Here is a 13190-nt window from a genome sequence, read left to right on the forward strand (position 1 = left end):
AATTTTTCTCGTTATTCAACACTACCTGAAGAAAACCCTTGTGCCGAGCTCATCGCTAACTTATCATAAAAATCATTGCTTATGAAGATACGCATCAGCCATCAGTATGCATGGGTCAGCTCATCATGAACGATTGAAGGCCGACCACTGATTGTTCATGAGTTCTTGTGCGGCATCACCAAGCCTGGATGTGATACCCTGTCGAGGAGGCTAAGTTGAGCACGACAACCATCCCGACCACCTCAACAACATTCGGCTGCGCAAAACGTGGGGCACGTCATCGGCGCCGGCCTGCGCTCGTCGGCCTTGCAGTGATACTGCTGGGGCTGGTATCGATCACGTCCGAGGCAAACCCCGTTCCTAACACGGCTAGCATTCCCCTGCCTATCAGCGGGAAGATAGATCGGAAAGGAATCCCGGTCGGCTGGGATTTGGAACTCTACGAGAATCATCCTGAAATTAAGCTCCAACCGTTCAAGAATGGCCGATTCGCTATCCAGCTCGCGAGCAATGAAAGCTCATTCGGACTGCACAAGGAGGTCGAGGTAGACCTGAAGGAGTTTCCGATACTGACATGGTGGTGGAAAGTGGATCGCCTCCCTGAGGCAGGCGACGCCCGTGCAAAGGATACCAATGACCAGGCCGCTCAAGTCTACGTCATCTTTCCCCATCCGCTGTTCAAAATGCGCAGCCCAACCCTCGGCTATTACTGGGACAGTAATGCCCCTGAAGGAACTGTCACCGACGGCTATTCACCCATCACCCCTAACAAGAATATTGTCCTGCGGAGCGGAAAGCAAGAGTTGGGTAAATGGGTCCAGGAGCGTCGAAATGTTGCCGAGGATTACGTGCGGCTTTTTGGCAAGAACTCACTCCCCAAGGTGGGGCGCGTCGCCATCTGGATCAACACCCAGCACACCAAGTCATCGGCCCAAGCGTCCTTCGCCGACCTTCAGTTCCAACGAGCCAACTAGGCAGTAACCCGTACTACTCCACCATACGTTACTATCTCGACCGCAAGCTTGCGCTGCCGGCGGTACTCACGTCCAAACAGTCCGTCAGACGCCATCGGTAATGAGGAATGCGCTTCTTAGCCATTTCTCGAGCCTCCGATAGTGCGTCCGCTCCTTCGTGTCCACGCCCCGCGCTATGGCGGCAGTGCGGATGGCGCGAGTTCGCTCGCGCAGTACGTCCAGTAGGGCTAGTTTCTCGACTACCGGGCGCTGCGCCAGTGAGCGCCGCAAGGCGCATTTGCTTTCGAGAATACGTTGAAGGTCGAAGGTCATGACGAACCCTGAACGCTGAGACCTGGGTAATGCTTCCGGCGAAGCCCTTTCCACCGGCAAGCCGCGGGTTGCCCCGCACATCCTCTTACGAAATCCGCCGCCAGCCGATGACACACACATGGATCAGTGACTTGCGGTAGGGCAAAAGGGTCTCGACTTGACGATCGATAACCGCCCTATCCTCGCGCCACTTGGTCAGTACGCACTTCGGGCGACGGCTACTGCAAAGCGCCTGACCAGCCGCTGGGTGACACACGAAAGATTATTAGCGTTGCGCAGACTTGGCCGCAGCGACGAAGGCAGCAAGCAGCGCATCACGACTCTCAGGAGTGTCAGCCTGGACGGAGAATATCCAGGGACTGTCGGCTCTGCCCCACACCATGCCGTATCTAGGGAAACGCTCCATCGATTGCGCCTGCGCTATAAAGGTGTTTTGACGTACCCAGAAGAGGCTACCGTCCTGCCCAAATTCTGCAACTTCCTCGCTATGCCTCGCCATCATGGCAACGACATGCCCGGCTTTCCAGTTTATTGGGAAGAAATCGCCCTTCGTCAGATCAATCGCCTGTATATGTAAGAGGGGGAGGGCTCTTAGCCGGGCCATACGCCTATCTTCGCCGTAGCCGACGGTTGAACGTTCGGGAGCTATGCGATCAAGCTGGGCTGAACGCCCATGACCCGCAACATTAGGAGGAAGTCGCTCGAACAGTGCGGTGACTTCGGTAAAGTTGTTGGGAAGTGTGAGGGCAGCCAATTCGAAGGGAGCTGGGGCTGTAGGAAATCCTTGGAGATCCGGGAGCGGTGCGGTTCGGGAGTCAGAGCCAGGGGCCGTTTGCTCCCCATGGGTCGACGAAGGAGTGCCAGTGAATTGCGGGACAACAGTGTCCACTGTCTGTGCGAATGCCATAGGCCGGTCGTGGCCTACGATATTCAGGATCAGAACAACTGCAACCAAGACCGTTAGTTTCATATGGCCTCTTCTTAATGTACTGCAAGTTTCGCTACAGTCACTCGTGACGAATTGTACCAGCCACACTAAAGTGTGCGGCTCCTGACAATCTTACGACCTGCACGGGGCGTGTCCAGGATAAGCCGAGCTATTTAATGAGCCGCCTTAGACGGCCGCAAACGTCGACAGCATATCTCCTGAGACCGTCGAGCTACCCAGGACTGAATTAGCCGAAATATCCAACACGTAGCTGAACGTGTCAAGAATTCTGCAGTCCCTGTCTACTCAACCGCGTCGCGGCAAGACTTCACGTTCATGGTCTCACCTCTTCAGGCAGTCGTGCGAGGATCGACTCGTATACTTCCCGAGCAACAGCAAGTGCAGCCCCTGCCTCTTCTCTGGAAGGATCATCCAGTTCCCCAGGGTATCGAAACTTCCAAGCGTATTTCGTCAGCGGCACAGCCCTCTCGACCATGGGCCGCAATCCTGGATCGACGCTTAGGCATTGCTCACCGATTTCTTCCAAGAGGTGCGTCCTGCGAAAAGGGGTACTATGCCATGTCAAGAAACCCTTAAAACTCTTCTCCGCGACCTGCTGGGCATGGAAGACAATGTCAGCAAGAAAGGGGGGTTCCGCCGTGAACTCGTGAGCCGCAGCACCCATGTCCTGCGCAGCCTTCACAAACCGCGAACGAGTTTCTGCAACAAGCTCAGGGTCGCAAGGCATGGAGCAACCTTCCCTCGCGAAGAACCGTGGCTGGAAGCGAACACACAACGTGCTTGCGCCGCTCAAAACGCGAATGGGTCCAGACGACGACATCGGCGCCGATCCCGGTTCCGCGCAGCGTCCGATAGGCCAAATCGCTGTCTCGCTGCTCCATTGGAGCATCATCGGAGACGACAACCAGCAGGTCGTAGTCGCTGTCTGGTCCTGCATCACCGCGGGCCATAGATCCGAAAAGGTAGATCCGCTCCGGCCGATAGGCCTGCACCAGCCGTCTCACGATCTCTGCCAGAGAAGGATCTTTGTTCAGGATGTCCGCTTGGCTGACTTGCTCCATCGCATTCCCTTTTTCAATAGAAGTTGGCCCCTGCTATCGCCTCTAGCTTGGCGCTCAGGATCGAGCCGGATGCTGATCGCCTGCTTGGGCCGCCTGACGAAGCGGATCGTGCCCTCACGGATGTCTCCGATATGTTCTGCCGGGGGCTGTGAGCGTCCCAATACGCCGCCGCCCTCAGAGGGTCTCCCACGCCTCAGGACTCAAGTGAGCCTGGCGCAGGATGGATCGTAGGGTGGGAACGGCAATGTCGCGGGAGTGGATCGGTACGGTGACCTTTCAGTTATCCGGGTGGACATAACGGGCATGGCTCCCGGTCTGCCTGCGCAGTCGAAAGCCTGCTGCTTCCAGTTTGCGGATAACCTCCCTCGGCCGAAACGGCCTAAGCGGCATGGGCGGGAAGCTTCACATGCACGTAAAACCCCTCCTCCCCCTCCTCGCCAGGCGGGATAGGCTCTCCCTCTTCCTGAAGGCACTTCACGTGGAAGGCCACCATAGCCTTGATATTGGCCAGAGCTTCCGGCACGTCCGCTCCCTGGTCCGCAATGCCAAGGGCTGGGACTTCGGCCACCACACTGCCAGTCTCCGAATCCCTCGTGATCACGACACGGTATTGCAGCATAGAGGATAGGCTCATACTCGGTCCTCCGAATTACTCACCGATTCCAGAAGGGAGCTTACCAGCGCGGTGGGGGAGTGGCAGCCGCATTCTGCGATCCGTTCCACCACGCCCGCAGGTGGGCCTCCTCCTTGACGGCCAGCTTGCGCTTCCGGTAGAACGCCTTCGCCGGGAACTTGGCGGGATCGATCTTCTCCTGGTCGTCATGCCTGGAGAGGCGGGTCCAGCAAATCCACCAGGCACCCCCACGTTGAAAGAGCCCGCGATCTACGCCACACTTCCGACCCATGCTCTCCTCATGGACCTACCGTCCCAATCGTCCATACTCCATCCGGCTGGAATCACACTGACTCCCTCTAGCTGCAGCAGTTCCTGGCAGCTCTGATCCAATTTATGATAGCCCAATACCGCGCGACTGATCCGGCACCCCATTTGGAGCCAGGTGGTGAGACGGAGGGAGATTATCGCAATACCTGCCAGCCGCGCCCAATCATGCAGTTTTTGTAAATCTGCTGAAAGGTTGCTTCTTGATTTACAGCCCCGGCCCCCAAGCCACCGATGCCGCCGCCGAGCGCCCCGGCTGGTGCTAGTTGTCCCGGCTTTAGGCCCACCGCCAGACCCATAAGCGCACCGAAAGCTGCCCCCGCTGCGGCACCTTCCACACCAGTCGTGAGGGCCTGATTGCTGGCGGTGTTCGTCACGGCTAGGTCTCGGCATTGCGCAAGATCCCGTTCAAATCGCTCTTGGTCGGTGATGAGAGCCGGATCGACCAGTGGGGTGTAATGGCTCGGCGCGGGCATTGATGCTGGTCGTGGGAGGGTGTCTACTGCGGTCTGTGAGATGGGAATCCATTCTGGTTGTTTGCCGTCGCACAGCGAGCTTGGGAGCGGACCTCCCCACCATCCCGGATTGCGGCGCCCGCCATCTCGATCGCACTCTACGATATACCGGTAATGCGCTTCTGCAGCGTCGAGCGTGGGGAATCGCGTGGTCAACTCTAACTGCCGATCTTTAGTGATCACGAATTCTCCGGTATTTCCTTGTGCAATCCCATAGCGGCCACAGTCGCTTGTATTTCCCCCTCCAGTTCTTGCTGCTCCCGATTGACAATTCTGTGCGACTCCATGATTGAGCGTGGCGCAGCCTGTGAGCGCCACAGCAACAAGCACTCCGAACTCCAGTGCTTTGGTGCACTGCATCTGCATGACTGTCCCTTTCTCGCCCAATTACCAATCAGGGCCGCTGCCGCTGTTGAACCCAGACGATGCGGTGAATAAAGGCCACCTCTTTTACAATAACTTGCCGAAATAGTGGCGGAGGCGTGTGAGGGTCGAACTCACCAACCCGGTATTAGCGGGTACGCTGGTTTTGAAGACCAGGAGGGCCACCGGGCCCATTCCGCCTCCATACGTGGCAGAATAGCGAATCGACTAAGATACTGTCCAGCTATTTCCGATGACGCCTCACGGGGTCCATGACGCTCGAATGCGGGAAACCGGAGTTGCGTTGCGGCAATACCTGATCCGAAAGACGAAGAAGCCTGCGGCCTCCCATGAAGGAGCATGGTTGTCACTCCGGCTCGCGTTTGATAGGATCGTGCCATACGTCCTGCCCGATTCGACGGGAGGGCTAATTAGAAAGCCATCGATGCCCTAAGGAGGAGTGAATGCCGATCAAACGGATTCTCGTTCCGACCGATTTCTCTGCGAGTTCCGAGTATGCGTGTCAGTACGCCCTGACCTTCGCGCATGAAGCTAGGGCCGAGGTCTATCTCCTGCATGCGATCTACAATCCGCTCCGGTTGCCGGGGTACGATTTTGGCGGGGTCATCGAGACTCTGGTCAAGCAGGCGCAGGACGACTTGCAAAAGCAGGTCGAGCAGATCCGGGAGAAGCAGGTGATCGTCCATCCCATGGTACTGGTCGGTGTGGAATACGAGGAAATCGTCAAGTTCGCTCAAGAGCACCAGATTGATCTGATCATCATGGGGACCCATGGGCGGACCGGGCTCGCTCACGCTTTTCTAGGCAGCGTGGCCGAACGGGTGATCCGCATCGCCTCCTGTCCGGTCCTGATCGTAAGAATGCCTGCGCACAAGTAGACCGCAGCTTGAGCTATCCGAGATTGAAACCGGTCGACTCGGCGCCCCGTGATGGACCAGAGAGGTACACGGAAGCCGGTAAACCGCGCGGTCCCTCTTAGAAATGGTCCGCCGGAGCTTGAGGGGACGGTTGTTCTCTTACGCCGGATGCCAACTGAGCGGCCGCCCACCCAGCAGGTGGAGGTGCAGGTGATATACTGCCTGCCCGCCCTCGTTGTTGCAATTGATCACCAAGCGGAAGCCCCGATCCGCGATCCCGATCTGCCTTGCGATCCGGTTCGCCACCAACAGGAGGTGCCCGAGCAACCGATCATCAGTCTGGGTCGCATCGAGGATGGTCGCGAGGTGTTGACGGGGAACAATCAGGATATGAATGGGGGCCTTCGGGTGAATGTCTTCGAAGGCGACAGACTGCTCGTCCTCATAGACAATCTTCCCCGGACATTCTCGGTTGGCGATCTTGCAAAAGAGACAGGTATCCACGTCTCCGCCCTATCGATACTCCGCCTTGCTCTTTTTCCCGTAGCGCTTGCGCAGTTCCCGAGCCACCTCTGACGGCGCGATCCCGTGGTAGCCAAGAAGGACAAGCGTGTGAAACCAGAGATCCGCCGCTTCATAGATAATCTCGTCCGGTCTCCCATCCTTGGAAGCCATGACCAACTCGACCGCCTCTTCTCCCACCTTCTTAAGGATTTGATCCTGTCCCTTGCTGAACAGCCCAGAGACATACGAATCCGGCTTCGGTCTCGCCTGTCGATCCTTGATAACTTCGAAGATCTGCTGGAGAATCGCAAGGCTTCCGCCATAGACCACCTCAGGATCGAACTGCTGCCGAGCCAGCTCCTCCGGCGACTCTGACGAGGGGTGCAAGCGACGGAAAAAACAGGACCGTCGACCGGTGTGGCAGGCCGCCACCACCTGCTCGGCCTTGATCAGCAGGGTATCCTCGTCGCAGTCGAAATAGATCTCGCGCACACGCTGGATGTGGCCCGACTCCTCCCCCTTTTGCCAGATGCGCTGCCTCGATCGGCTGTAAAAATGGGTAAGACCGGTCTCGATTGTCAGCCGCAGCGACTCTTTATTCATGTAGGCAAGGGTCAGGACCTGGCCGCTCTCCGCGTCCTGGACAATGGCCGGGATCAACCCCGATTCACCAAATCGAATTTGCGTAAGGTCGAATCCTTCCATAGCCTCTTACTCCCGCACCGAGACGCCGCGGCCGCGCAAGTACACCTTCACATCCTGAATGGCGTATTCACGGAAATGAAAGATGGAGGCAGCCAGCACGGCGTCGGCCCCCCCGACCACCAATGCCTCATACAGGTGATCCAGTGTGCCCGCTCCACCCGACGCGATGACCGGAATCGTCACAGCATCTGCCACTGCGCGAGTGAGAGACAAATCGTAGCCATCCTTCGTCCCATCCCTGTCCATGCTGGTCAGCAGGATCTCCCCTGCCCCCAGCGCCTCTCCTTGCTTCGCCCACCCGACAGCATCCAGTCCGGTCGGTGTCCGTCCGCCATGGATATACACCTGCCAGCGAAGTTCCTGGTTCCGGCTTCCAGATTCTACACTTGGAACTTGGGACGTGGAACTGGGCGCCTGGAGCCTTGAACCGCCGTTGACCCGTTTCGCGTCGATGGCGAGCACAATGCACTGACTCCCGAACCGCATGGCAGCCTCAGTAAGCAACTCCGGGCGCTCGACCGCCGCCGTGTTGAGCGAGACCTTGTCGGCGCCCGCGAGAAGCAGCGCCCGGATATCGTCCACCGTTCGGACCCCGCCACCGACCGTGAGGGGGGTAAAGGTCATGTCGGCCGTCCGACGGACTACATCAACTAAAATATCCCGTCGCTCATAGGAGGCGGTGATATCCAGGAAGACCAGTTCGTCGGCCCCTTGCTGGTCATACAGCGCCGCCACCTCGGCCGGGTCGCCCGCGTCCCGGAGGTCCACAAACCGCGTCCCTTTCACGACACGCCCGTCTTTCACATCCAGACATGGGATGATCCGCTTTGCCAGCATGATTTATCTCGCCGCCGCAATCGCGTCCTTCAATGAGAATCTGCCCTCGTAGAGCGCCTTTCCAACCAGCGCCCCGATGACGATCGTGGGCTCAAGCTTGGCGAGTCTCCTGACATCGTCAAGTGTTGCAATCCCTCCGGACGCGATGATCGGGTGGCGGGCCGCCTGAGCCATTTGTTGCAGAGCGCCTAGATTGGGCCCTGTGAGCATCCCGTCTCGCTCGATATCGGTATAGATAATCGCCGCCAGCGGAAGATCGGCGGCTCGTATCGCCAGGTCGGCTGCGAGCAGCTCAGTGGCTTCCGCCCAACCCCGCACCGCGACCTTGCCATTTTTCGCATCGATTCCAAGAAGAATCCGACCCGAATAGCGACAGGCCGCCTCCCTTAAGAACCCCTCATCCTGGATGGCAGCCGTCCCAAGAACAGCCCGTTCGACGCCGGAGGCGAATGCCTGCTCCAAGGCAGCCAAACTCCGTAATCCGCCCCCAAGCTGCAGAGGAATCTTGATCGACCGGGCTACTTGAGCAACAACGGAAAGTTGCTGCGGTTTCCCGGAAAAGGCGCCGTCAAGATCGACTAGGTGCAGGATCGACGCCCCCTCATCCTCCCACCTCTCGGCCATGGCGATCGGATCGGCGGAATAGGCGGTTTGGCGCAAAGGATCGCCTTGCGACAACCGAACGACTTGGCCCCCTTTCAGGTCGATCGCGGGAATGATCAGCATCTACGTGAGGGACGCGAAGTTCTTCAACAGTTGCAGGCCTAATGCTTGACTCTTCTCGGGATGAAACTGGCAGGCAAAGAGGTTATCGCGCCACAGCACTGAGGTGAATCGGAGGCCATATTCGGTCGTCGCGGCGATCACGTCTTCATCCTCCGGTTGCACATAGTACGAATGGACGAAATAGAAGAATGCCCCATCGGGAATGCCCATGAAGATCGGGGCCTGTCGTTCGATCCGGATCCGGTTCCACCCCATGTGGGGGATCTTGAGCCTCGAGCTGGCGTTGCACCCATTCCCGGAGAGGGCCACATCGGTAAATCGGACTACCCGGCCCTTGATGATGTTGAGGCCCGCGTGATGTCCAAACTCCTCACTTTCACTGAACAGGAAGTGCAGTCCAAGGCAGATGCCGAGGATCGGCTTACCCGCCTCGATCGCCCGAAGCAGCGGCTCAACAAATCCGCCGTCCTGAAGCTTACCGATCCCATCGGCGAAGGCGCCAACCCCTGGAAGAACAATGCCCGACGCGTCACGAAGCGTTCGCGGATCCTCCACAACCCTGGCGTCAGCCTCAACGCGCTCGAACCCCTTCTGCACGCTCCGGAGGTTCGCAATACCGGAGTCGATGATGGCAATCACAGACTTCCCTTGGTCGAAGGGACCTCGGCAATCCGCGGATCGAGCACCGTCGCCTGATCGAGACTCCTGGCCAATGCCTTGAAGATCGCTTCAACGCAGTGGTGCAGGTTGTCACCGTACAGGACCGTAACATGGAGGTTCACCTTCATGTTCATGGCAAGGGCGCGCATAAACTCCTTGACGAAGGTGACATCGAAACTTCCGATCCGACCCTGAAGTTGCGGCGCCTCATAGACCAGAAACGGGCGGCCGCTGATGTCGATCGCCACGCGGGCCAGCGCCTCGTCCAGTGGGATCAGCGCCGAGGCAAATCGCCGGATGCCCCGCTTGTTCCCCATGGCCTCGGCGAACGCGTCGCCAAGCGCGATCCCGACATCCTCCACAGTGTGGTGCAGATCGACTTGGAGGTCGCCCCGCGCCTCAATGCTGAGGTCGAAGAGGCCGTGCGTCGCCAGTTGGGCCAGCATGTGATCAAGGAAAGGGATCTGGGTCTGAAGCATGTGTCGGCCCGTTCCATCCAGGTTGAGTTCCACCACGACATCAGTTTCTGAGGTCTTCCGGTGTACCTTGGCTGTCCTGCCCATCATCCGACCTCCGTCTGCTGCATTGCACCATGCCCCATCGCTTTACACCAAATCCCCTCGCACCCCCCTTTTGATAAAGGGGGGTGCGAGGGGATTTCGCACCCTGCACGTTATTTCAGCGCCTTCGTCAATGCTTCCACAAACTGATCGTTCTCTGCTTTCGTCCCCACGGTGACCCGCAGACAGTCGTGCAGGCCCGGCACTGACCCTAGATTTCGCACCAGCACGCCTTGCTGAAGCAGCGTTTCAAACAGATCGCCTCCTGGACGCGTCGTCCGAAAGAGGATAAAGTTGGCTGCTGACGGGAAGGCCTCAACGTCGGGCAGCGCAACCAGGCAACTCATCACCCGCGCGCGCTCTCGGACGACCTTACGGACGTTCGCATCGATCCACGCTTGATGGTTGAGCAGTACGACGGCGGCCGCCTGGGAGAAACTGTTGAGGTTAAATGGAAGGCGGACCTTCTCCATCTCGGCTGCGAAGGCAGGATGGGCAACGAGGTAGCCGATGCGCAGACCGGCCAGTCCGATCTTGGAGAGGGAGCGAAGAATGACCAGCCGCTCCTGATCGATCAGGGCCGGTAGCATGGTCCGCCCGCCGTACGCCCCATAGGCTTCGTCCACAACGACCAATCCAGGCGCAACGGCCAAAATCTTAAAGATCTCCGCCTCAGAAAAGACCCCGCCGGTCGGGTTGTTCGGTGTAGCCAGAAAGACGACCTTGGGGCGCACTCGCTCGATAGTCTCGATCAGTGCGGGCAGGTCCGGCCCAAAACGAGGACCGAGCGGCACCCCTTCAAAGCGCAGCCCCTGAGCCCTCGCGATCAGCTCATACATTGAAAAGGTCGGAACCGGGGCGAGAGCCGTAGCCCCAGGTCCTGACGTCGCCAGCAATAACAGTTGAATCAACTCATCAGATCCATTACCCAGGACTAGCGCTCCAGGCGCCACCTGGAGCTGTGCGGCCAGGACTGATCGGAGCCGATCCGCTTTCGCATCCGGGTAACGGTGGACGTCCACCTGATCCAACGCGGCGCGAAGCTCCCGGCGCAGCTCCTCCGGAAGCGGGAACGGGCTTTCGTTGGCATCGAGCTTGATCAGATCGGGTCGTGGCTCCTCGGCCCGATACGCTGTAAGGCCCAGAACTCCGGGTTTGATCAGATCGAGCAGACGTGCTCTCTTCATGCAAGCCTCCTGATCGAGGCCGCCCTCGCGTGGGCCTCGAGCCCCTCCAGGCGGGCCAGCTCGACCAGTGTCGGCTCCAGCGCCTCCAGCTTCTGCCGGCTGAAGGCGATCAGCGAGCTCCGGCGTTGGAAGTCGGCCACGGAGAGGGGCGAAGCAAAGCGCGCCGTCCCTCCTGTCGGAAGGATATGATTCGGCCCGGCCAGGTAATCGCCCACTACCTCCGGACTCGCGCCTCCCATGAAGATGGCGCCCGCGCGCCTGATCTGTGGCAATAGTCCCCAAGGATCCTTGACCAGCAGTTCCAGATGTTCCGGCGCAACCTCGTTGGCAAGGTCAACAGCCTCGTCCAGTCCCTTCACGACGACTGCCGCACCGAACCGCTCCAAGGAGGCCTCCGCAATCTGTCGCCGAGGCAACAGCGCCACCTGGCGTTTCACCTCGTCCACCACCTCTTCGGCAAGCCGCTGGGAAGGTGTGAGCAGTATGGCGCTGGAGAGCGGATCGTGCTCGGCCTGCGAGAGTAGGTCGGCGGCGACCCAAGCAGCGCTGGCCTCCGCATCAGCGATGATCGATAACTCCGTCGGGCCGGCGATCATATCGATCCCCACCTGCCCGAAGACCAGCCGCTTGGCTGCCGCGACATAAATGTTCCCGGGACCGACGATCTTATCCACCTTCGGGATCGATGGGGTCCCATAGGCCATGGCTGCTACCGCCTGGGCGCCGCCCGCCTTATAGACCGCATGAACCCCGCATAGATCAGCGGCGACCAGCACCGCTCCAGCCACCTTGCCGTCGCGGCGCGGCGGCGTGCACATCACGACCTCCGCCACGCCGGCAATCGCAGCCGGGATCGCATTCATGAGCACCGTCGACGGGTAGGCCGCCGTGCCACCCGGCACATAGATCCCTACCCGGTCGAGCGGCCGTGTAAGCATCCCGACGATCGCTCCGTCTTCCTCCGAGAACCAGGAGGGGCGGAGCTGTCGGAGGTGGAAGGCTCTGATCCGCGATACCGCCGTCTTGATGGCTTCAAGGGAAGCGGGTGCCAGGGCCGCGTATGCCTCTTCAACCTCTCCTGGCCCTACCTGTACCGAAACGGCATCGAGACGGACGCCGTCCAACCGCTCCGTCTGCTCGAAGAGGGCGACATCACCGTTCATGCGTACCCCTTCCAGGATACCGCGAACGGTCTGCTCGATATCGGCGGGTATGGCACCCTGTCGGGACCTGAGCTGCGCAAAAAACAGCCGCCACTCTTGCGATCCGGCCTGGAGTACTTTCATTCAGGCGCCCTTTCCACGTGTCCCTCGATCTGCTTTCGTATCTCCTCGATCAGGTCCTGGACTCTGCGGTACTTGGTCTTGAGGCTCGCTCGATTGACAATGAGCCGCGCTGTCGCCTTGGCGATCTCCTCAACCTCCACCAGCCCATTTGCCTTCAAGGTTTGCCCGGTCTCTACGAGGTCAACGATCCGCTCGGCCAGCCCGACAAGGGGCGCCAGCTCAAGAGAACCGTTCAACTTAATGATCTCTGCCTGAATCCCTTTACGGCTGAAGTACGCTTCTGCAAGGTTTGGATATTTGGTGGCCAGCCTGACGTGCGACCAGGAATGGGGGTCATCCTGCTTATGGAGTTCCGCCGGTTCGGCCACAACAAGCCGACAGGCGCCGAACCTGAGATCCACCGGCTCGTAGACATCGCGACACTGCTCGAGGAGCTGATCCTTCCCCACGATCCCCATGTCAGCAGCGCCATGCTCCACATAGGTCGGGATGTCGGCGGGTTTCAATGTGAGGAACTGCAGTTGTCGATCCGGATCCTCGCAGATCAGACGGCGTGAATCGATAAAGCCCCGGAGGCATGTGATGCCCATCCTCTCAAAGAGGGCCATGACAGGGGACAACAGCCGGCCCTTGGGCAGTGCGATAGCAATACACTCATTGTTCCGAGTTCCAGGTTCCATGTTTCGCGTTTCGCGTTTCAGGTCCACACTCGAAACTGGGGACTCAAAACCCA

The 13190-nt window shown here is 59.1% G+C and carries 18 protein-coding genes, 1 tRNA gene and 1 pseudogene; 2 read left to right on the forward strand and 18 right to left on the reverse strand.

Annotated features, from left to right (window positions below; translation table 11 throughout):
* Nucleotides 1-215: 215 nt before the first annotated feature.
* Nucleotides 216-974 carry a DUF3047 domain-containing protein gene (locus KGL31_11085; protein ID MDE2322437.1) on the forward strand — a complete coding sequence of 253 codons (759 nt, stop codon included), beginning with the start codon at nt 216-218 and terminating at the stop codon, nt 972-974.
* Nucleotides 975-1058: 84 nt separating this feature from the next.
* Here the strand turns inward: KGL31_11085 and KGL31_11090 are convergent, their stop codons facing one another.
* From KGL31_11090 to KGL31_11130, 9 genes and pseudogenes are all read right to left on the reverse strand, one after another.
* A complete protein-coding gene (locus KGL31_11090; protein ID MDE2322438.1) occupies nt 1059-1286 on the reverse strand; it encodes a hypothetical protein in 228 nt (75 codons plus the stop codon).
* A 265-nt stretch (nt 1287-1551) separates the two neighbouring features.
* Nucleotides 1552-2256, reverse strand: coding sequence for a hypothetical protein (locus KGL31_11095; protein MDE2322439.1), 705 nt, complete (start codon nt 2254-2256; stop codon nt 1552-1554).
* 292 nt (nt 2257-2548) lie between these two features.
* Nucleotides 2549-2962 carry a HEPN domain-containing protein gene (locus KGL31_11100; GenBank protein MDE2322440.1) on the reverse strand — a complete coding sequence of 138 codons (414 nt, stop codon included), beginning with the start codon at nt 2960-2962 and terminating at the stop codon, nt 2549-2551.
* Complete coding sequence (locus KGL31_11105; GenBank protein ID MDE2322441.1) at nt 2946-3296, reverse strand: nucleotidyltransferase domain-containing protein; 351 nt, start codon at nt 3294-3296, stop codon at nt 2946-2948. The genes KGL31_11100 and KGL31_11105 overlap by 17 nt, the downstream gene beginning before the upstream one ends.
* A 174-nt stretch (nt 3297-3470) precedes the next feature.
* Nucleotides 3471-3686, reverse strand: a pseudogene (locus KGL31_11110) (type II toxin-antitoxin system HicA family toxin).
* Nucleotides 3676-3930, reverse strand: a complete 255-nt coding sequence (locus KGL31_11115; GenBank protein ID MDE2322442.1) for a type II toxin-antitoxin system HicB family antitoxin — start codon at nt 3928-3930, stop codon at nt 3676-3678. The pseudogene KGL31_11110 and the gene KGL31_11115 overlap by 11 nt, the downstream one beginning before the upstream one ends.
* Before the next feature lie 40 nt (nt 3931-3970).
* On the reverse strand, nt 3971-4201 hold the full coding sequence (locus tag KGL31_11120) for a hypothetical protein (protein MDE2322443.1): 231 nt from the start codon (nt 4199-4201) through the stop codon (nt 3971-3973).
* A 172-nt stretch (nt 4202-4373) separates the two neighbouring features.
* The gene (locus tag KGL31_11125; GenBank protein ID MDE2322444.1) at nt 4374-4934 is read right to left on the reverse strand and encodes a hypothetical protein; all 561 of its coding nucleotides are present in this window, start codon (nt 4932-4934) and stop codon (nt 4374-4376) included.
* A 289-nt stretch (nt 4935-5223) separates the two neighbouring features.
* A tRNA-Sec gene (locus KGL31_11130) sits at nt 5224-5318 on the reverse strand.
* A gap of 260 nt (nt 5319-5578) precedes the next feature.
* On the opposite strand from KGL31_11130, the gene KGL31_11135 reads away from it, so the two are divergent.
* Nucleotides 5579-6013 (forward strand): universal stress protein, encoded by a 435-nt coding sequence (locus tag KGL31_11135; GenBank protein MDE2322445.1) that lies wholly within the window; start codon nt 5579-5581, stop codon nt 6011-6013.
* Between the two features lie 138 nt (nt 6014-6151).
* Here the strand turns inward: KGL31_11135 and KGL31_11140 are convergent, their stop codons facing one another.
* From KGL31_11140 to KGL31_11180, 9 genes are all read right to left on the reverse strand, one after another.
* Entirely contained in the window at nt 6152-6496 is a 345-nt protein-coding gene (locus KGL31_11140; protein MDE2322446.1) for a histidine triad nucleotide-binding protein, read from the reverse strand.
* A 9-nt stretch (nt 6497-6505) separates the two neighbouring features.
* Nucleotides 6506-7201, reverse strand: coding sequence for a bifunctional phosphoribosyl-AMP cyclohydrolase/phosphoribosyl-ATP diphosphatase HisIE (locus KGL31_11145; GenBank protein ID MDE2322447.1), 696 nt, complete (start codon nt 7199-7201; stop codon nt 6506-6508).
* A gap of 6 nt (nt 7202-7207) precedes the next feature.
* Entirely contained in the window at nt 7208-8038 is an 831-nt protein-coding gene (gene hisF / locus KGL31_11150; protein ID MDE2322448.1) for an imidazole glycerol phosphate synthase subunit HisF, read from the reverse strand.
* A 3-nt stretch (nt 8039-8041) separates the two neighbouring features.
* Nucleotides 8042-8764, reverse strand: a complete 723-nt coding sequence (gene hisA, locus KGL31_11155) for a 1-(5-phosphoribosyl)-5-[(5-phosphoribosylamino)methylideneamino]imidazole-4-carboxamide isomerase (protein ID MDE2322449.1) — start codon at nt 8762-8764, stop codon at nt 8042-8044.
* Nucleotides 8765-9403: an imidazole glycerol phosphate synthase subunit HisH gene (gene hisH, locus KGL31_11160; GenBank protein MDE2322450.1), complete on the reverse strand. Its 639-nt coding sequence runs from the start codon at nt 9401-9403 to the stop codon at nt 8765-8767.
* Nucleotides 9400-9987, reverse strand: coding sequence for an imidazoleglycerol-phosphate dehydratase HisB (hisB, locus tag KGL31_11165; GenBank protein MDE2322451.1), 588 nt, complete (start codon nt 9985-9987; stop codon nt 9400-9402). Before hisB ends, hisH begins: the two co-directional genes overlap by 4 nt.
* Before the next feature lie 110 nt (nt 9988-10097).
* Nucleotides 10098-11171 (reverse strand): histidinol-phosphate transaminase, encoded by a 1074-nt coding sequence (locus KGL31_11170; GenBank protein ID MDE2322452.1) that lies wholly within the window; start codon nt 11169-11171, stop codon nt 10098-10100.
* Nucleotides 11168-12457: a histidinol dehydrogenase gene (gene hisD / locus KGL31_11175; GenBank protein ID MDE2322453.1), complete on the reverse strand. Its 1290-nt coding sequence runs from the start codon at nt 12455-12457 to the stop codon at nt 11168-11170. Before hisD ends, KGL31_11170 begins: the two co-directional genes overlap by 4 nt.
* The gene (locus KGL31_11180; protein MDE2322454.1) at nt 12454-13137 is read right to left on the reverse strand and encodes an ATP phosphoribosyltransferase; all 684 of its coding nucleotides are present in this window, start codon (nt 13135-13137) and stop codon (nt 12454-12456) included. Before KGL31_11180 ends, hisD begins: the two co-directional genes overlap by 4 nt.
* Nucleotides 13138-13190 lie beyond the last annotated feature (53 nt).

Source organism: Candidatus Methylomirabilota bacterium (genome assembly GCA_028870115.1).
Classification (GTDB): domain Bacteria; phylum Methylomirabilota; class Methylomirabilia; order Methylomirabilales; family Methylomirabilaceae; genus Methylomirabilis.

Excerpts from the sequence above, each read along its gene's own strand:
- hisA (MDE2322449.1), bottom strand. The coding sequence starts at position 8,764 with ATGCTGATCATTCCCGCGATCGACCTGAAAGGGGGCCAAGTCGTTCGG.
- hisB (MDE2322451.1), bottom strand. The coding sequence starts at position 9,987 with ATGGGCAGGACAGCCAAGGTACACCGGAAGACCTCAGAAACTGATGTC.
- hisF (MDE2322448.1), bottom strand. The coding sequence starts at position 8,038 with ATGCTGGCAAAGCGGATCATCCCATGTCTGGATGTGAAAGACGGGCGT.
- KGL31_11090 (MDE2322438.1), bottom strand. The coding sequence starts at position 1,286 with ATGACCTTCGACCTTCAACGTATTCTCGAAAGCAAATGCGCCTTGCGG.
- KGL31_11180 (MDE2322454.1), bottom strand. The coding sequence starts at position 13,137 with ATGGAACCTGGAACTCGGAACAATGAGTGTATTGCTATCGCACTGCCC.
- KGL31_11120 (MDE2322443.1), bottom strand. The coding sequence starts at position 4,201 with ATGGGTCGGAAGTGTGGCGTAGATCGCGGGCTCTTTCAACGTGGGGGT.
- KGL31_11105 (MDE2322441.1), bottom strand. The coding sequence starts at position 3,296 with ATGGAGCAAGTCAGCCAAGCGGACATCCTGAACAAAGATCCTTCTCTG.
- KGL31_11145 (MDE2322447.1), bottom strand. The coding sequence starts at position 7,201 with ATGGAAGGATTCGACCTTACGCAAATTCGATTTGGTGAATCGGGGTTG.
- KGL31_11100 (MDE2322440.1), bottom strand. The coding sequence starts at position 2,962 with ATGCCTTGCGACCCTGAGCTTGTTGCAGAAACTCGTTCGCGGTTTGTG.
- KGL31_11135 (MDE2322445.1), top strand. The coding sequence starts at position 5,579 with ATGCCGATCAAACGGATTCTCGTTCCGACCGATTTCTCTGCGAGTTCC.
- hisD (MDE2322453.1), bottom strand. The coding sequence starts at position 12,457 with ATGAAAGTACTCCAGGCCGGATCGCAAGAGTGGCGGCTGTTTTTTGCG.
- KGL31_11115 (MDE2322442.1), bottom strand. The coding sequence starts at position 3,930 with ATGAGCCTATCCTCTATGCTGCAATACCGTGTCGTGATCACGAGGGAT.
- KGL31_11095 (MDE2322439.1), bottom strand. The coding sequence starts at position 2,256 with ATGAAACTAACGGTCTTGGTTGCAGTTGTTCTGATCCTGAATATCGTA.
- KGL31_11170 (MDE2322452.1), bottom strand. The coding sequence starts at position 11,171 with ATGAAGAGAGCACGTCTGCTCGATCTGATCAAACCCGGAGTTCTGGGC.